This window comes from Bacillus sp. cl95 (genome assembly GCF_900115925.1).
Classification (GTDB): domain Bacteria; phylum Bacillota; class Bacilli; order Bacillales; family Cytobacillaceae; genus Neobacillus_A.
In genome coordinates this window covers 85,770-104,504 of the sequence record NZ_FOYF01000002.1, presented here as the reverse complement: position 1 = coordinate 104,504, position 18,735 = coordinate 85,770, and the positions used below count along the sequence as shown (strand labels likewise).

Below are 18,735 nucleotides of genomic sequence, written 5' to 3'. Positions count from 1 at the left end.
TTTATTATACATCAAATATTTTAAAGATTAAAAACATTTTACCAAAAAATAAGAGGGCGGGTTTAACCCCGTCCTCTGTAGCCATATTATATATTTTTATTAGCGAGCATAACCGCCTAATTGTTGTTCAGCCATTTGAACTAGACGCTTAGTGATTTCACCACCTACAGATCCGTTTGCACGAGCTGTAGCGTCTGCTCCAAGTTGAACTCCAAATTCAGAAGCAATTTCATACTTCATTTGATCAAGAGCTTGTTGTACACCAGGTACTACTAATTGATTTGAGCTGTTGTTTGCCATGTGATTTCACCTCCTTGTGAGTATAGATTGTGTAAAATCACATGGCTTCATTCAATAAAAAAATTGGTAATTGTTCACAAAAAATTTACATTTAAAAAGGTATTAAATTCTGATGATTTTCTTTAAAATAAATCATCAAAAGGTTTAGGTTCATTCTTCTTCCGTTTAATCGTCAATACAGTCGTTTCTTCCACCGCTTTTTCAATCAATGAATCAAAATCCACAAAGCTTTCGAACCTGTTTACTTTTTCACGCTTCGGCTTTGTCTTTGGTGCTGCGGGAACAAAGATGGTACAACAATCTTCAAATGGTTGGTTGGAAATATCAAGCGTCCCAATTTCCTTGGCAATTTTCATGATATCCGGCTTATCCATCGTAATTAAGGGTCTCAAGATAGGCGTATTTGTCACTTCATTGATTGCATACATACTTTCTAAAGTCTGACTCGCCACTTGTCCAAGACTTTCACCCGTGATAATGGCTAACCCGTTATTCTTTTTGCGCAATTCATCTGTTACTCTAAGCATTAATCTTCTTGTTGTTGTCATTGTATAGTTTTCAGGGACTTGTTTTTGTACGAGTTCCTGCAATGCAGTAAAAGGTACAATGTGCAGTTTCACTAATCCGCTTATTTCAGCCAGTTTTTCAGTGAGGTCAATGACCTTCTGTTTGGCTCTTTCGCTTGTATAAGGAGGACTAAAGAAATGGACAGCTTCGATTTCCAAGCCTCGTTTCATGGCAAAATATCCGGCAACAGGACTGTCGATACCTCCAGATAGCATGAGCATCGCCTTACTGCTTGATGCGGCCGGAAGCCCGCCTGCCCCCATAATTGTTTCGCAGGAAAGGTATGCAGCCTCTTCTCGAATCTCAATTTGAAGATTAATATCTGGATTTTTGACTTTCACTTTGAGACCTTCAGTATTTTTGAGCAAATGAGCTCCAAAAGTATGATTGATTTCATCCGTATCAAGGGGAAACGTACGGTCCGCCCTTTTTGCAGAAATCTTGAATGTCTGCCCTTCTTTGTATACTTTCTTAAATAGTGCCAGAGCTGCTTCCTTCATCTTTTCAACATCTTTTTCAACCTTCACCGCTGGACTAAACGATTGGATTCCAAAGATTTCTTTCAAATGGGGAATCATGCTCTCCCCATCTTCACCGTTTAGCAAAATATACATTCTATCCCTATTGGCTTCTATCTTTATTTTAGAAAAGTCTTCAAGTGCGGTTGATACACTCTTTCTCAGCTTTTCAATAAATCGATTGCGATTTCTACCCTTTGTTGAAATTTCTCCATAACGGATCAGTATACGGTCATAATTCATATTAGTTGATTACCTCACTTACTTTATTTACTGCTTGTTTTAGACAGGTTAGGAACTTCACTGCTTCACTCTTATGATTATCATAGGAAAAGCTTATTCGGATTGAGCTTTCAGCGATTTTTGGCGATTTCCCCATAGCCAGTAAGGTTGGACTCGGCTTTTTTGTTTTGGAAGAACAGGCACTCGTTGTCGAAACAAAAATGTTCTGTTGTCCAAGGGCATGTACAATCACTTCCGGTTTCACACCTGGAAACGAAAAGTTCAAAATATGCGGTGCCGAATGGTGTTCAGGTGTATTTATCACTGCATTATGTAATCGTCCAATTTCATCTCTTACAATTGATTTAATCTCTTGTATTCTTTCACCATATTGGTTCTGTCTTTCAAGTACCATTCTAAGTGCTTTCGCCATTGATACGGCACCAGCAACATTTTCGGTCCCGCTTCTCAGTTTATTTTCCTGATTACCTCCGGAAAAAAGAGGGGCCAAATGAATGCCATTTTTCATATACAAAAGGCCGGTGCCTTTAAGTCCGTGAAACTTATGAGCTGAAAATGAGCATAAATCCACTCGAGAAGATTTTAATTGTAAGGGTACTTTTCCAATTCCTTGAACATGATCGACATGGAACAGGATTTTAGGATAATTCCCCAGCAACTTCCCTATTTCTTCAATTGGCTGAATCGTTCCTACTTCATTGTTGACATGGATGATGGAAATGAGAACCGTATCTTTTCTAATCGCTTTCTCTACGTCCTCAACGCTTACTTTGCCATCTGAGGATACAGGCAAATAGGTTACTTCAAATCCTTCTTGCTCAAGTTGTGCCATCGCAGCTTTCACCGAAGGATGTTCAATGCTTGTTGTAATTAGATGACGTCCCCTTTTCTTATAGAAAAGTGCTCCGCCCTTAATTGCTAAATTATTGCTTTCTGTTCCACCAGACGTAAAGTAAATTTCACTCGACTGGACATCTAGTAATTCTGCAATCTGTCCCCTAGCCTGGTTCAGTAACTTCTCGGCTTGACCTCCTAATGCATGAAGGGAAGAAGGATTGCCAAAGTATTCACTTGCAACCTTCATAAATGAATGAAGGACTTCGTCATATGGTTTTGTCGTAGCACTATTATCAAAATAAATCATCAGTGTCTCCTTTGATGTTAAACCGTCCTTGTAAAATTAAATATTAACATATCACTAAAGAAAAGCGAAAAACGATCCGTCCACTCATTGGACGGATCGCGATGCTTGAATTATTTTTCAGAGAGGATTGCTTCGATTTTCTTTATTGCATTTGGATCGATTTCCTCAATGGATGTTGCAGCTTGCTCTAAAGCGGTACGGTAATCGTAACTTCTAAATGATTTCTCTGCTTCTAAAAGTCCTTTAGCTACAGAAGGGTACTTGCTGCGATATCGGTTTCCGTATTGTATTACTTTCTCTGCAAGAATCACATTTTCAACTAATTCACTGGTCATACTTGTCAGCTTCTCAATTGTCATCACAGCAATTTCAAGATACTGTTGCACCGCATAAATATCGAGCGGCTTTTCTTCTAGCTTAGCGATTACATTTTGAATGCTTTCATGACTGTCTTGGAATAGATATTTATAGTCATCAGGTAACCCAGGTATATTGCTCTTCGTTACCAACCTTGAGGTTTCGGTTACTTTTCGGCTGAGTTCCTTAATCTTCTCTCTAGCCAAAATTTCATCTTTCCTTAATGCCATTAATTTTTCTGCATATCTTGTTTGACCTACACGAATCGATTCCAGTTCATCTTTAACTTCTTTTAACTCTTCGCTTAATAATGAACTAGCTGTTTCATTACTTTCTAGCTTTTCTTCTAGAACAAGTAACTTTTTATCTAATATAGTCACTTGCTTTTCAAGAATATGGAGTTCTTCTAATTCACTATCCGATAAATGATAACTTTGCTGAACTTGAAGTAATTCTTCTTGTAAATTCTCATTAATGATTTGTACAGACTCCAACAGATCGATTGTCGGCTTTCCAAACTGAAGAATAAACTGCTTTGCAAGTGCTTCCTTTTCAAGCAAATCATAAAGTATGTCAATGCCTTCCTTAATTTCCGAAACACTTTTTTCTACTTCGTGGATTTCTGTCATTTCAATTTTTTCATTACATTTAACGAGATTACCCTCAAGCTCTCGAAGGTCTTTTTCTAATTGAATGTGTTCTAAGTAGTAACCTTGTTGTGCCATTCCAATAAAGCCATCTTTAACTTCAACCATTTGTGAAGGCAATAGAGTTTGACATTCTACAAGCAGTTCAGGAATTTTCTCCATTTTGTATTGGATGGATTCGAGATTATTTTGAATGGTTAGAACAATTTCCCTAGCCTCAAGATAATCGCCGCTTTCCGTTTTTTCATCAAATTCTTGAATCTTTCTGATGATATCCTCCAATTGAATCTCCAATTGCTTCTCAGCTTTTCCAAAGCTATGACGATGAGCAAGTAAATTCTTTTTGGATTCACGGTATTGTTCTTTAAGGGCTTCGATTTCCAACCTGTTTTTTTCTTCACTACCTACCAGTTCATTCAATTCATCAATGATTTTTTGAATCTCGCTCTCGATTTCAGCGAGATTCGCTTCAATTACTTGCTGAATGGACTTCGCTTTATTAAAACGATATTTATCGATATAATCTTCCGCATCAAATAAGAGTTCTTCGAGGTTGGGTAACTTCACTGTTACGACCTCGTCCCATTCATGACGCCAACGTTCAAACAGTTCTTCTGTTTGACCAGTCATATTCAGTTGTTTTACCTTTGACATTTCATCGAGAACAGGGCGATTTGTCAAATCGATCTTCCACGCCTCAAGACGATCCATTTCTTTAAAATACTTTTTCTTTATAACAACTCCCGTTACAAATAAGGCGAGTAAAAGGATAATAAATCCGATGACAAATTCCATTGTGGGGCCCCCTGTTTCGACACTGTATCGATTCTTATATTTATTCTAATATTTATTCTTATGATAAACTCTCTTTATAAGTCTGGTATAAGTACATTTCAATGTTACCATGATACCATGTTACCGACATTTTTTGACTATTAATTTAATTTTTTTTGCAGAAATTCTCATACAACGACATTTTTCTAGCTATCGTCTATTCTAATAGTGAAATTTCAGTGTTTTTTATCAAAAGTCTCTATAAAATCTGGAGCAGAAATCAACCACTACCATCTATTTGTTAAATAGCTACAAGTTTACGGAAATAGCCAACCTAAAACTAACATACTAACATGAAATTAATCATCGTTATCAAATAAATAACCTGGAGGAATGAAAATTGTTAATGAAAGATGGCCATATTCATACTGCTTTTTGCCCTCATGGGACGAAAGATTCTCTTGAGGCATATGTAGAAAGAGCACTATCATTAGGATTTAAGGAAATCTCTTTTACGGAACACGCACCGCTTCCTATAGGATTCGAAGATCCGATTCCTTCCAAAGATAACGCCATGGCCCCAGATCAGCTAGAACCTTATTTAGAGGAAGTTGCCCGAATAAAGGAAAAATATAAAGACCAAATCATCATTAATAGAGGGTTGGAAGTAGATTTTATCGAAGGTTTTGAAAAGGAGACGAAGGAATTCTTAAACACCTTTGGCAATCAGCTTGACGATGCCATTTTGTCTGTCCATTTCTTAAAAATAGGCAATGGTCACGAATGCATTGATTATAGTCCAGACCTTTTTCAGCATATTATCACTCAACTGGGATCTATTGAAAAGTTGTATGAAAAATATTTTGCAACCGTCCTTCAATCCATACTATCCGACTTGGGCCAATATAAGCCAAAAAGAATAGGACACATCACCCTTGTGAAAAAATTCCAAAAAAAACTCCCTTGTGAAAGGGAATTTACAGATGAAATATCAAAGATTCTTTTTGCCATGAAAGAAGGCGGTTATGAACTCGACTATAACGGTGCTGGATTGGCAAAACCTTTATGTCGAGAAACCTATCCTCCTGAATGGGTTGTTCAAAGAGCTAAGAACCTCACAATCCCGCTTGTTTATGGATCGGACTCTCATCAAGTAAAAGACCTTGGTCAAGGACTTAATGTTATGCGTTTATAGCTTTCATTTTAGGAAATTGGCGAACATTTAAAGTTTCATCAATCCATGCTGTCATTTCCTCCAGATACTTTTCTGCAAAATATCGTTCATGAGGGAACACATGCAGTACTTCTGTCAAATACTGTGTATTTAAAAATGGCATCGCCAGTAAGCCTTTAAATTGGATAATCATGAAAGGAATGGAATGTGAACGAAATTCCTTCCTTTCTATTCCTACTTCAAGAATGTGGCGAAAGAAATACTTTTCTTTTGCGAAATAAGTAGACATGATTTCTCTCACAAATTGTGAATCGAGAGAGACTTCTCTCAATACAAATCTTGTTAATTGGATGTTTTGACATTGAAAGGAAATAAGGTTGTCAGCAATTCTTTTTAGGCTCGCAGCTGCACTTAATTCAAGCAATTCAAATCCATCTTCAATATGCGCAAGGTACTGTTCAAAGAAATAAGTAAAACAATACTCTAACAGTCCTTGTTTATTATGAAAGTGGTAAGAAATATTAGCGATATTCACATTTGCTTTGCCGGCGATATCCCTTATAGAAGTCCCAGAATAGCCATTCGTATTAAACAAAGCAATAGCTGCCTCGACAATTGCATCTTTACAATTCTTTCGCATGTCAAACCTCCTTTAAAAGTAACATTCTCTAACTCGATCCTTTTTGGCCATACTTAAAACAAGTTCGCTACTGTCGACTATTTTCCTTTGAAAATTTATCGTCATTTTCCCCTGCATTTCTACTATTTTTGCTAAAATAGAACTTAAAATCAACGAAAGTTAGGTGATAAACGATGTTTAACGTCGAATCATACCGTGGGACCCGCGAGGAAAACTTTGAACTAGTAAAGAAACAATTACAGGCGCTTATTTATGATGAGCCAAATATGATAGCTAATTTAAGCAACGCCTCTTCCCTTTTAAATCAATTTTTAGATCGCATCAATTGGGTAGGTTTTTACTTAACTGAAGGTAATGGTTTAGTTCTCGGCCCTTTCCAAGGCCTGCCTGCATGCGTACGAATCCCATTCGGAAAAGGTGTATGTGGAACATCAGCCCAAAAAATGGAGACGATTCGTGTTGCAGATGTTCATGAATTCCCAGGACACATCGCCTGCGACGCAGCTTCTCAGTCCGAAATTGTGATTCCTATGGTAAAAGATGGACTCTTACTAGGTGTTTTGGATATCGATTCACCTGAAAAAAATCGTTTCGACGAACTAGACCAAAAGAAACTAGAAGAAATCGTCGAGATTTTGGTTGCCACTATGTAAAAAGAAAAGCGCAAGCGCCCTCGGCACAAGTTAAGAGCACTTGGCCTGCGATGTTTTTCAAAGTAGCTTTCCTTTGTGTTCAGCCCCGACAGGCATAAGACGAAGCGCGCAGTTCATCCTCGAAAATCCTCATGATGCTATCGCATCATTTCGTGGGATGTGAATTCTTGGAAGCTTTCCTTGTGCTAACGCTTTTTCTTCGTGCGATGCTTATGCTACCGAAACGTTCCGTCCTGATTTCTGGAGCGATTTGGCTTATGACCAAAATTGTTTTGGCTTTAGAAAACAATTAAGGTTGTTTCGGCTTCTGGAAACAACCCCGAGCTGCTCCAAGCATCACCTAAAGGTCATGCTCTCCGCAAGATATTCGGAGAAGCATATCCTTAGATGAAAACTGGCTGGGCGCTTGAGCTAGACAGCTATCTCCGTTTAATTTTTAAATTTCTTATCTAAAGAAAAAGACCTGACAGTTGTCGGGTCTTTTTTCGTGTAAATAAACATGTTTTATGCAATCTTCGCGAACGCTTGTTCAATATCTTCAATAATATCTTCATATGCTTCAAGGCCGACAGATAAACGGAGCAAGGTGTCATCAATTCCCATTCTCATACGGTCTTCTTCAGGCACCACCGCATGCGTCATTGTCGCAGGGTGCTGAATTAATGTTTCGGCATCTCCTAGTGATACGGCAATCTTTATAAGTTTTAGCTCATTCATGAACTCCTGTGCCGTCTTCTTGACACCTTTGATTGAAAAGGAAATCAAACCTCCCGATTTGTTCATCTGCTTCTCTTTAATATGATAATCAGGATGTGTGTGATCGCCAGGAAAATGTACTTTCTCTACTTTCGGATGCGATCTCAAGTATTCAAAGATTTTCTCAGCATTATCACAGTGGCGGTCCATCCTTACAGCTAATGTCTTAAGTCCCCTTAGAAGCAGCCAAGCATCGAATGGAGACATGACTCCTCCAATATCTTTTTGAGTGGTAAATGCCACTTCTTTCATAAAGTCTTTCTTGCCTACAGCAAAACCTCCGATTACATCTCCATGTCCACATATATATTTAGTGGCACTATGGATGACAATATCACAGCCATGATCAATCGGTTTTTGCAAATATGGAGAACAAAAAGTATTATCGACTACTACTGGTATGCCTTTCTCTTTGGCTACCTCTGCAACCATTTGCAAGTCCACGAGTTTCATAGTCGGATTTATGGGCGTTTCTATATAAATGCAGGCTGTATTTTCTTGAATTTGTTGTGCAAATTGCTCTTTGGAATCCATAGTAGAAAAATTGTGTGTAATTCCATATTTTTCATCGAGCAAATGCAGTAAGCCGAAAGTACAACCATAAACTCCTTGCGAACAAAGAATATGGTCGCCCGCTTTCGTCAAGGCAATGAGGATGGCCGAAACCGCTGCCATACCCGAGCCAAACGCAAGAGCAGCTTCACCATTTTCCAACGCAGCCACTCTTTCCTCTACCATCGTAACAGTTGGATTTCCAAGCCTTGAATAAATATAACCAGATTCCTTTCCAGCAAATCGTTGTTCCCCCTGTTCTGCGCTCTCAAAGGTAAACGTAGAAGTTTGAAAAATAGGTGGAGCTAGACTTCCATCATATTGTTGTGAATCATAGCCAGTGTGAATAACCTTCGTCTCAAACCGTTTTTTGTTATCCTCCATTTTTATCCTCCTCAAATTTGCAAGCGCTTACATTTTAAAACTAACTTAATTGCTCTTATTTTCAGCATATGTTAATTGTTTCATTTTGGAAAGTATTTTGTCTTACAGACTTCCTGTATGTAACCATGAGGCGATGGATTCAAAAAAAGCACCTACTTTTATGTAAGTGCTTCAAAAGACTTTATCAATGTTTCTTGAATGACAACTTTGTTTTTACCTGTTTCTTTTGCTGTGTATAACGCTTCGTCCGCACGGCGAACCAAATTCTTTACAGAGTCGCCGCCTATTTTGGTCCAATACGAAACACCACAAGAAATGGTTACTTTTGGTGTTGTGCTATCTTCGACTGCACTCACCAATCGTTGTGCAATGGATACTCCGGTATCAAGAGGAATTTTAGGTAAATAAATGGCTAATTCTTCTCCACCCCATCTTGCACCAACATCTGTCCCGCGTATGTTTTTGTGAATAAGATTTGCAACTTGAATGATGACGTCATCACCCGTTTGATGTCCGTAGGTATCGTTTATGACTTTAAAATTATCAATATCAATCAATATAAATGTTCCTTCAGCGTCCTCTTGCATGGAAAGATGGACCCTCTCATCTAAATAGTTCCTAGAGTGAAGTTTGGTCAAATGGTCTGTAATCACCATCTTCTCCAGTTCTTCTCTTAGGATAGAATTTGCAAAAGCTAGCGTTGAATGATGGATAAGTGACTGCAGGAGCTTAAAAGTCTCAAATGAGAAATGATAAGGTTCCTTGTGCAAAACAACAGTAAATCCATTTAGGATACCTGCTTGAATCATCGGCACAGCCATTACTGCTCGATAAGGTAATGGTTCTCCATCTTGCTGAAGTATAAAATCCCCAATAAAAATAGAGTCTAGTTCCTGGTCCAGCTTTTCTTTTAAATGATTCACATAGAGCTTGGATTCTTTTTCCTCGAAAAAGGGAGTCGATCCTGAAAGGATGTTCAGAGTCCTTGTTTTATCAGATAATAAGATAAATCCTACTTCTTGGGCATCAAAAGATTGGCGGATTTGACTACACATAAATTGAATGGTTTCCGACAATCTTAGATTAGAGTTTAACCGGTGCGATGTTTCATTAATAAGTTGCAGATCCGATACGAGCCTTTTTGACTGCTGATAAAGCTGTGCATTTTCAAGGGCGCTTCCTGCTGTATAAGCGAGTAAAGTAATAAACTCTACCTCTTCTTTTGGAAACACACGGGTATTAGGGGCGATCATTTGCATAACCCCGTAAACTCCCTGTTTACCTTTTAGTGGCGCGTACAGAATCGAACGCTTTTCATGAAGAGAATCCTCAAATTGAAACTCACCTGTCACATAGGCTTGCATAGCAGCAATATTCTCACTATCGTATTCAAGATCCTTGATTGGTAAACCACTATCATTGTGGTTATCTTGCGACAATAATAAATAATATGTAAATGTCGGATATACTTCTTGTAATGTACTGATTACCTCCCCAAGTACTGCGTCCATATCCATGGAGGAATGGAATTTTTCAGTCACTCGGAAAAGCTGACGATATCTCTTTTCTTCCATAACAATCTTGGTTAAGTTTTGTACTTTTCTCAATAATAGTACACATTCATCAGCGATTGCTTCCAAATCCTCATCCGTTACTTCCGTACCATTTACACCTCGTATTGCAATGATACCCGAATTCATCGTGTCTTTTGACAATACCAAGACCAAATCTTCTTGATCGAACCCTTTCATAGGAAGTTTTCCCCTAAAAACCCTTTTGAATCTGACTGACTCCTGCATTTGTACCATTTCGGTCCGACTATATTTAATTTTCAAATCTTCTCTATAAAAGGTAGATGATTGTATGGAGAGATGACCATTCCACAAATCATGTTTATATAATGTGACTCCATCAACGTTTAGCGTTTCTTGAATTGCCAAAAGCATTTGACTGATGATAGACTCTTGATCCAACAGAGCATTTTCAATATTGAATATATCAAAAAAAGAACTTTTTAGTTTCCTTATTAAATCACATTCTGGCAATACCATTTCATCATCACCTGTTTTTCATCCTATTTCATTTTCTGTTTTTTTTGTAATATCTGAAAATAAAAACTAGAATAGTTCAAGTACAATTTTACCACATACAGTACTAATTACACCTGATTTTTTTCCTATTTTAGGATATACTAAACATTTTATTAGAAAAAAAATGTCTTCTCTCTACTTTTTTGAAACACTATTGACTTAATGAGTATTAAAGTTATATAATATTCTTTGTGTAAAATATTGCAGCCTATATGAACACATGCTTGGTCTCATTTTATTCCTCACCAGAGCTAATGGCTCTTTTCGTGATGGTGTATCTTGTAACCCTCTGCTGCTAGGGCGAAGGTACATGAAAATAAAATGACCGACATTGTAAATTCATAACGGTTTTTATTTTACCAAAATAAAAACACAGAGGAGGAGTCATTTATGGCTCGTTATACCGGCCCAAGCTGGAAACTATCTCGTCGTCTTGGAATCTCTCTAAGCGGCACAGGTAAAGAATTAGAAAAGCGTCCTTACGCTCCTGGACAACATGGTCCAAACCAACGCAAAAAGCTTTCTGAATACGGATTGCAATTGCAAGAAAAGCAAAAACTTCGTCACACTTATGGAGTTACTGAGCGTCAGTTCCGTAACTTGTTTGACAAAGCTGGTAAAATGACTGGTAAACACGGCGAAAACTTCATGATTCTTCTTGAATCACGTCTTGACAACGTTGTATACCGTCTTGGATTAGCTCGCACTCGTCGTGCAGCTCGCCAATTAGTAAACCACGGTCACATTCTTGTTAACGGATCACGTGTAGATATCCCATCTTTCCGTGTGTTAGCTGGACAAACAATCAGCCTTCGTGAAAAGTCACGCGGCCTTGATGTTGTTAAAGAAGCGGTTGAAGTAAACAACTTCGTACCTGACTTCTTAACTTTCGATGCTGACAAGCTTGAAGGTACTTTCACTCGCATGCCTGAGCGTTCAGAATTGCCTGCTGAAATCAACGAAGCTCTTATCGTAGAATTCTACTCTCGTTAATAGGCTTTACAAAAACCCTTGCCATTATTGGCAAGGGTTTTTTGTTGTGCTTCTAATGTAAAAAAACATCCTCCCTATTGAAAGGAAGGACGTTTAAAAAATATTAGTATTTGATCATTGTGTATTTCTTTTTACCTCGACGAATAATCGTGAATTGATTTTCAATTCGATCCTCTTCAGAAAGAGTGTATTCGATATCCGTTACACGTTCACCATTAATTGAAACTGCACCATTCGAAACATCTTCCCTCGCCTGACGTTTAGAAGGAACAATTTTAGCAGCAACCAATAGATCGACTAGACTTGTTACACCTTCTTCTGGCTGGTAGCTTGGTACATCCTTGAAACCTTGTTTGATTTCATCAGCTGATAAATTTTTCACATCTCCGCTGAATAAGGCTGCAGAAATCTTGATAGCCTGGTTCAATGCTTCTTCTCCGTGTATCATGCGAGTCATTTCTTCCGCTAATGCTTTTTGTGCTTTTCTTAAATGCGGTTCTTCCTGAACGGAAGTCTCAAGTGCCTCAATCTCTTGACGTGACAGGAACGTAAAGAATTTCAAGTATTTGATGACGTCTGCATCCGCTGTGTTAATCCAGAATTGGTAGAATTCGTATGGAGATGTTTTTTCAGCATCAAGCCAAATAGCTCCACTTTCAGTCTTACCGAACTTTGTACCGTCTGCTTTTGTAACAAGTGGAATAGTCAATCCAAAGGCTTTTGATCCTTCAGGCATCATTTTTCTAATTAACTCAAGACCTGAAGTGATGTTGCCCCATTGGTCACTGCCACCGATTTGCATTTTACAATTATGATGTTCGTAAAGGTGCTTGAAGTCCATTGCTTGAAGTATCGTGTACGTGAACTCTGTAAATGAGATCCCTGTATCAAGTCTCGATGCGATTGTATCTTTCGCAAGCATGTAATTCACACCGATATGCTTCCCATAATCTCTTAAGAAAGTGACAATATCCATGGAACCTGCCCAATCATAGTTATTTACCATGATAGCACCGTTCTCACCTTCAAAATCGAATATCATGTGCAATTGCTTTTGAAGACACTCGACATTATGCTGCACCATTTCCAGTGTTTGTAGTTGGCGTTCTTCCTTTTTTCCACTTGGATCTCCAATTAAGCCTGTTGCTCCTCCAACTAAAACGATTGGACGGTGTCCATGATTTTGAAAACGTTTCAGTGTTAAGAATGGCAGTAAGTGCCCAATGTGCATACTGTCGCCAGTTGGATCCATCCCACAGTATAAAGAAACTTTTTCTTTATCTAGCGTATCCTTAATTCCTTCTTCATCCGTTTGCTGGTAGACGATTCCTCTCCATTGCAAATCTTGTAATAAATCCATTATCAATCCATTCCTTCCTAATAAAAAATAAAAACGCCCCTGCAAAAATTGCAGGGACGCAAAAAAGCGCGGTACCACCCAGCTTGAGGAACGAATCCTCCCACTCAAAAAGTTAACGGTTATCCGTCCACCATCATGAAAATGGCGGAAGCTCCAGGACGTAATTCATTCTTCTATATTTATCGGCTTGCACCTACCGCCGACTCTCTGAAAAAGGGACAGAAGAACTACTGCATTCCCATCAAAGCCTATCATATTCAAATTATGTTAAGGCATTTTTACCATATTTGCCTATCTCATGTCAACATGATTATAAAAAAGGAAATTTCAGAAAAATGTTGAACCTTGTCATATAACAGTGTTCAGTATGCTATAATATATGTGATTTTAGGGGGTTAGATGACGATGAATGAAAACATGCAAAAGTGGTTAGAAAAAATCAAGTCAGCATATGGCCTTATCACACATAGAAAAACCGTAAAAGGTGCGCGTATTACATACAATGTCGTTTGGAATCTCGTACTTTTATTCCTCATTATCCTCCTGGTGGGAGGTACTTTCGCAGGTGCTGTCGGAGCAGGTTATTTTGCCTCAATGGTGAAAGATGAGCCGATTCGTCCCTACGATAGTATGAAAAAAGATATCTATAATTATACAGAAACATCCGAACTTTATTTTGCCAATAATGTTTTTCTCGGCAAGCTTCGTACAGATCTTGAACGCGAAGAAGTTAAACTTGATCAAGTATCAAAATACTTAACGGATGCTGTGATTGCAACAGAAGATGAGTATTTTTACAAGCATGACGGGGTGGTACCAAAAGCCATTCTACGTGCACTTTTTCAAGAAGTGTCGAATGCGTCTGTCCAATCAGGCGGAAGCACACTTACTCAGCAACTTATCAAAAATCAAATATTAACAAACGAAGTGTCTTTTGAAAGAAAAGCGAAAGAAATTTTGCTAGCCTTGCGTTTGGAGAAGTTCTTTGATAAGAAAGAAATTCTTGAAGCATATTTGAACGTTTCTACTTTTGGAAGAAACTCTTCGGGAAGAAATGTTGCTGGTGTTCAGGCAGCAGCAAAGGGGATTTTTGGAGTTAGCGCCAAGGATTTAAACCTTGCACAGGCAGCATTCATAGCTGGCTTGCCACAAAGTCCTTTTGGTTATACACCTTTCACGAATAAAGGTGAAATTAAGACGAATCTAGAACCTGGACAAACAAGGATGAAAGTTGTCTTAAAACGTATGCTAGATGGCGGTTATATAAATGAAAAACAATATTCAGAAGCAATCAACTATGACCTTAAAAAGGATTTTGTTGCCCCTGGGTCAAATCCTTTAGAAAAATATCCTTGGTTGACAATGGAAGTTGAAAAGAGAGCTATTGAAACTTTAGCAATCGTTATGGCAGAAAAAGAAGGCGTCAAAGAAAAAACATTAAGAAAAAATGATGCTCTCTTCAATGAATACTTGACCATTGCAAGTCGTAACCTTCGTCAAAATGGTTATCAGATACATACAACCATTGATAAAGATATTTTAGATGCAATGGAAAAGGTAAAGAATGAATACCCTCATTTTGGACCTGATAAACCTCAAGAAGTGAAAGACCCTGAAACTGGCGAAATAAAGACCATCATGGAGCCTGTAGAAGTTGGCGCGATCCTTATCGAAAACAAAACAGGAAAAATTATCAGCTTTGTTGCTGGACGTGACTATCAAAAAGAACAACTTAATCACGCGACAAGTGCAGTACGCCAAAATGGATCTACCATGAAACCTCTACTTGTTTATGGCCCAGCAATAGAGCTTGGAAAAGCATCTCCTGGTACAATATTACCGGACGTTGCTTTGAGGCTGGCACCAGGTCTTAACCGACCTTGGCCGATGAACTATGACAAGCGTTATAGTGGACTTACTTCCGCAAGACACGCGCTTGCCAAGTCATATAACGTACCTGCGGTAAAATTATATAAAGATATCATCGGGCAACGTCCCGCTAGCTATCTTGAGAAGATGGGATTCACTTCCCTTTTAGAAGAAGATTACACTAACCTTGCAACTGCTATCGGTTCACTAAAAAATGGTGTGACAGTCGAAGAAAACACAAACGCATTTGGAACGTTTGCTAATGACGGGAAATTTATAGATGCTTACATGATCGACAAAATTACGGATAAAAAGGGTAATATCATTTATCAGCACAAGGTTGACCCAGTTGATGTTTTCAGTCCTCAAACTGCCTACTTGACGATTGATATGATGAGGGATGTAATTAATCGCGGTACAGCTACTTCGATTAAATCCCGTCTAAAATTCCAATCGGATTGGGCTGGAAAAACAGGTACGGGGGTTGATTTCCACGATGCTTGGTTCGTAGCAACAAATCCTAATGTATCATTTGGGATCTGGACTGGCTATGATACACCTAAATCGCTAAAATCTGGAGGATTAAGCTACAGCTTAAGAGCAAATTACCTCTGGGCTGATCTAATGAATGCAGCATATGACATTAAACCAGAGCTCGTCGATCCTGCAGAAGGTTTTAAAATGCCAGGTGGCATAGTGAGGAGATCGTATTGCGCGGTTTCTGGATTACTTCCATCAGAAGGTTGTACAAAAGCCGGCATGATCGAAACAGATATCTTCAATGCAAAATTCGTTCCTACAAAAGTAGATGATAGCTTAATTGCAGGAAATTACGTTCGAATTGGTGATAAAAACTACCTTGCACTCGATTCGACTCCAAAAGATTTCGCACAGCAAGGCTTGATTTTCAACCCTGACTTTGTAAAATGGATGACTGGTACTGACTTCAAGGATTTGGATCAACTCATCCCTAAAAAAGAGCGTTGGGGCAGTTTCCTTACAGCCAATGCTAAAATCGAAGAAAACGGTAAGGCACCTGCACCTGTAAGTGTCACGGCAACCGGCAATTCCATTACATGGACGGCAAATGCTGAAAAAGACATTATTGGATATCGTATATACAATAATGGAAGCAAAGTAGCCAGTATTAATGCCGGTTCAAAATTAACAATGACAGTCGGAAATGGTTCAGTTTATGTGACCGCTGTCGACATCGCAGGTAATGAATCCGCTCCATCAAATAAATTGGATATTGGTGCGAAGCCACCAGAAACACCTGTGACACCACCAGTAACCCCACCGCCGGGTGGTACGGAGCCACCTGTAAAACCAGGAACCTAATTTGTTAAGACAACCCACTCATAAAGTGTGGTTGTCTTTTTTTTGAGAGGAGTGATTTCAGGGCTCTCAAATGGTCTAATTAAGACATAGAGTTTTTTGAATTTTCTCGAGACAGCATATATTTTCTTGAACATAATAAATAATTGAAATTAGCCGCATAAATTCTTAGAACGTTAACAAAAAGTACCTAAAACACCGCAAATCTAAAACAGCGGTTCATTTTTTCAGAGCGATGCGTTAGAGAAAAATGTCTACTGTCAATAATAAATGATAATGGCGCATGATTAGGCACACAAAAAAGCTTCGAGCAAAGTTCACTCGAAGCTTTTCGTTTTAAGATACTAGTTTTGGACTCAAAAAGAAGAAATTAGTCTTCCATAGTAGACAAATCACCAGTTGGTAAATCTAATTCCCAAGCCTTTAGAACTCGGCGCATGATTTTACCACTGCGTGTTTTTGGAAGCTTATCACGGAATTCGATTTCTCTTGGAGCAGCATGTGCAGCCAGCCCTTTTTTCACAAATTGGCGAATTTCTTCTTTTAAATCCTCAGAAGCATCAAATCCGTCTCTTAATGCAACAAACGCTTTAATGATTTCTCCTCTTACTGGATCAGGTTTTCCAATGACACCCGCTTCAGCAACAGCAGGATGTTCTACCAATTTGCTTTCTACCTCAAATGGGCCAACCCTTTCACCAGAAGTCATGATGACGTCATCAATACGTCCTTGGAACCAGAAGTATCCTTCTTCATCCATGTATGCTGAGTCACCTGAAACATACCAATCCCCCGGCATAAAGTAAGACTCAAATTTAGCAGGATTTTTCCAAATCGTATGCATCATGGAAGGCCACCCTTTTTTGATAGCCAAATTTCCCATCCGATATGGTGGCAACTCGTTTCCTTGATCATCAACGATGGCAGCCTTAACGCCCGGCAGCGGCTTACCCATGGAACCTGGCTTAATTGCCATACAAGGATAGTTACAAATCAACTGCGCACCGGTCTCTGTCATCCACCATGTATCATGAATCCTCAAATGGAACACTTTCATACCCCAACGAACGACTTCAGGATTCAACGGCTCTCCAACGCTTAATATATGACGAAGGCTGCTCATATCGTATTTTTTAACGATTTCATCACCTGCACCCATGAGCATACGGAATGCTGTCGGCGCACTGTACCAAACTGTCACACCAAACTCTTCAATCATTTTGTACCATGAGTCAGGACTAAAACGCCCTCCAACTACAACGTTTGATGTCCCTGTTAACCAAGGCCCAAAGATTCCGTAAGAAGTACCTGTTACCCACCCAGGATCAGCTGTGCACCAGTATACATCATCTTCTTTAAGATCTAGTACCCATTTGGCAGTTTGGTAATGTTGAATCATTGCATTATGTACATGAAGCACACCTTTTGGCTTGCCAGTAGAACCAGAAGTATAGTGCAAAATTAATCCATCAGTTCGATCTACCCACTCGATTTTGAGTTTATTGCTTGCCTCAGCCATGCGTTTATTAAAATCAATATACTTCCCTTGCTCTTCGATACCATTTCCAACAAGGAAGATAGTTTTCAGTGCCGGCAGCTCATTAACAGGTACACGTTCTAAAAGTTCAGGAGTTGTTACAAGAACTTTTGCTTCACTGTCCTCCAGGCGATCCCTTACAGCACCTTCCATGAATGCTTCAAAAAGTGGGCCTACAATGGCTCCAAGCTTGATGGCACCAAGAACAGCAAAATACAATTCTGGAGATCTAGGCATAAAAATGAAAACACGGTCTCCCTTCTCAACATCTCCAAAAGATTTGAGGGCATTTCCAGCTTTATTTGACTGCTCTTTCATTTCTTTAAAGGTATACTTTTCATTTCTGGAACCGTCACGGTAATAAAGAGCAACTTTATTCTTGCGAGGACCTGCAGCATGGCGGTCGATTGCCTCGTATGCCATATTGACAAGGCCTGTTTCACTCCAACTAAATTGTTTTTCTGTTTCAGACCATTCGAAACTTTCAACCTTAGAGTTGTAATCTAGTAAATTGAAATCCCCTTGAACAACTGGTAGCGCTTCCACTTTCATTTCTACTCCCCCTTAAATGAAGTTTGTCATTATTATAGTACAAAAAAAGCTTATTCACAATTTTAAAAAAATTTAATTTACAAATGTTATGCTAAATATGCATGAAAAATATTCTAATTTTGCAGAAAATTTAATGAAAGCGCTTTTAAATAATAGATTTTATGTATAATAGAATTATCATTTTACATCAAAGTGTTTTCGTATTGATTTTGCTTATACGAAAATGCAACAGCACGTATAGATTCATATTTCGTGCTCTTTTCCTTGATATAAAATTCTAAACGCTG

The 18,735-nt window shown here is 38.6% G+C and carries 13 protein-coding genes and 1 other annotated feature; of the genes, 4 read left to right on the top strand and 9 right to left on the bottom strand.

The window, feature by feature from the left end; all coding sequences use genetic code 11:
- Positions 1-99: 99 nt before the first annotated feature.
- From BMZ31_RS05790 to ezrA, 4 genes are all read right to left on the bottom strand, one after another.
- Positions 100-300 carry an alpha/beta-type small acid-soluble spore protein gene (locus tag BMZ31_RS05790; RefSeq protein WP_090830788.1) on the bottom strand — a complete coding sequence of 67 codons (201 nt, stop codon included), beginning with the start codon at positions 298-300 and terminating at the stop codon, positions 100-102.
- Between the two features lie 122 nt (positions 301-422).
- Positions 423-1,628 carry a tRNA uracil 4-sulfurtransferase ThiI gene (thiI, locus tag BMZ31_RS05785; protein ID WP_090830787.1) on the bottom strand — a complete coding sequence of 402 codons (1,206 nt, stop codon included), beginning with the start codon at positions 1,626-1,628 and terminating at the stop codon, positions 423-425.
- A 1-nt stretch (position 1,629) separates the two neighbouring features.
- Positions 1,630-2,772: a cysteine desulfurase family protein gene (locus tag BMZ31_RS05780; protein WP_090830786.1), complete on the bottom strand. Its 1,143-nt coding sequence runs from the start codon at positions 2,770-2,772 to the stop codon at positions 1,630-1,632.
- 110 nt (positions 2,773-2,882) lie between these two features.
- Positions 2,883-4,571 (bottom strand): septation ring formation regulator EzrA, encoded by a 1,689-nt coding sequence (gene ezrA, locus BMZ31_RS05775; protein WP_090830785.1) that lies wholly within the window; start codon positions 4,569-4,571, stop codon positions 2,883-2,885.
- A 385-nt stretch (positions 4,572-4,956) separates the two neighbouring features.
- On the opposite strand from ezrA, the gene hisJ reads away from it, so the two are divergent.
- Positions 4,957-5,745, top strand: a complete 789-nt coding sequence (gene hisJ, locus BMZ31_RS05770) for a histidinol-phosphatase HisJ (RefSeq protein WP_090831372.1) — start codon at positions 4,957-4,959, stop codon at positions 5,743-5,745.
- On the opposite strand, the gene refZ is transcribed toward hisJ, so the two are convergent.
- The gene (refZ, locus tag BMZ31_RS05765) at positions 5,732-6,364 is read right to left on the bottom strand and encodes a forespore capture DNA-binding protein RefZ (protein ID WP_090830784.1); all 633 of its coding nucleotides are present in this window, start codon (positions 6,362-6,364) and stop codon (positions 5,732-5,734) included. The two genes, hisJ and refZ, sit on opposite strands and share 14 nt — an antisense overlap.
- Positions 6,365-6,537: 173 nt before the next feature.
- Here refZ and BMZ31_RS05760 point away from each other — a divergent pair, with 173 nt between their 5' ends.
- Positions 6,538-7,017 carry a GAF domain-containing protein gene (locus tag BMZ31_RS05760; RefSeq protein WP_090830783.1) on the top strand — a complete coding sequence of 160 codons (480 nt, stop codon included), beginning with the start codon at positions 6,538-6,540 and terminating at the stop codon, positions 7,015-7,017.
- Between the two features lie 504 nt (positions 7,018-7,521).
- On the opposite strand, the gene megL is transcribed toward BMZ31_RS05760, so the two are convergent.
- A complete protein-coding gene (gene megL / locus BMZ31_RS05755; RefSeq protein ID WP_090830782.1) occupies positions 7,522-8,709 on the bottom strand; it encodes a methionine gamma-lyase in 1,188 nt (395 codons plus the stop codon).
- A 158-nt stretch (positions 8,710-8,867) separates the two neighbouring features.
- Positions 8,868-10,760 carry a sensor domain-containing diguanylate cyclase gene (locus BMZ31_RS05750; protein WP_090830781.1) on the bottom strand — a complete coding sequence of 631 codons (1,893 nt, stop codon included), beginning with the start codon at positions 10,758-10,760 and terminating at the stop codon, positions 8,868-8,870.
- 429 nt (positions 10,761-11,189) lie between these two features.
- On the opposite strand from BMZ31_RS05750, the gene rpsD reads away from it, so the two are divergent.
- Positions 11,190-11,792: a 30S ribosomal protein S4 gene (rpsD, locus tag BMZ31_RS05745; RefSeq protein WP_090830780.1), complete on the top strand. Its 603-nt coding sequence runs from the start codon at positions 11,190-11,192 to the stop codon at positions 11,790-11,792.
- A gap of 103 nt (positions 11,793-11,895) precedes the next feature.
- Here rpsD and tyrS read toward each other — a convergent pair whose 3' ends face one another.
- Entirely contained in the window at positions 11,896-13,152 is a 1,257-nt protein-coding gene (gene tyrS, locus BMZ31_RS05740) for a tyrosine--tRNA ligase (protein WP_090831371.1), read from the bottom strand.
- 49 nt (positions 13,153-13,201) lie between these two features.
- Positions 13,202-13,406 (bottom strand) — a binding site (T-box leader).
- Between the two features lie 151 nt (positions 13,407-13,557).
- On the opposite strand from tyrS, the gene BMZ31_RS05735 reads away from it, so the two are divergent.
- Positions 13,558-16,362 carry a transglycosylase domain-containing protein gene (locus BMZ31_RS05735; protein WP_090831370.1) on the top strand — a complete coding sequence of 935 codons (2,805 nt, stop codon included), beginning with the start codon at positions 13,558-13,560 and terminating at the stop codon, positions 16,360-16,362.
- Positions 16,363-16,729: 367 nt separating this feature from the next.
- On the opposite strand, the gene acsA is transcribed toward BMZ31_RS05735, so the two are convergent.
- Positions 16,730-18,448 (bottom strand): acetate--CoA ligase, encoded by a 1,719-nt coding sequence (acsA, locus tag BMZ31_RS05730; protein WP_090830779.1) that lies wholly within the window; start codon positions 18,446-18,448, stop codon positions 16,730-16,732.
- Positions 18,449-18,735: the final 287 nt, after the last annotated feature.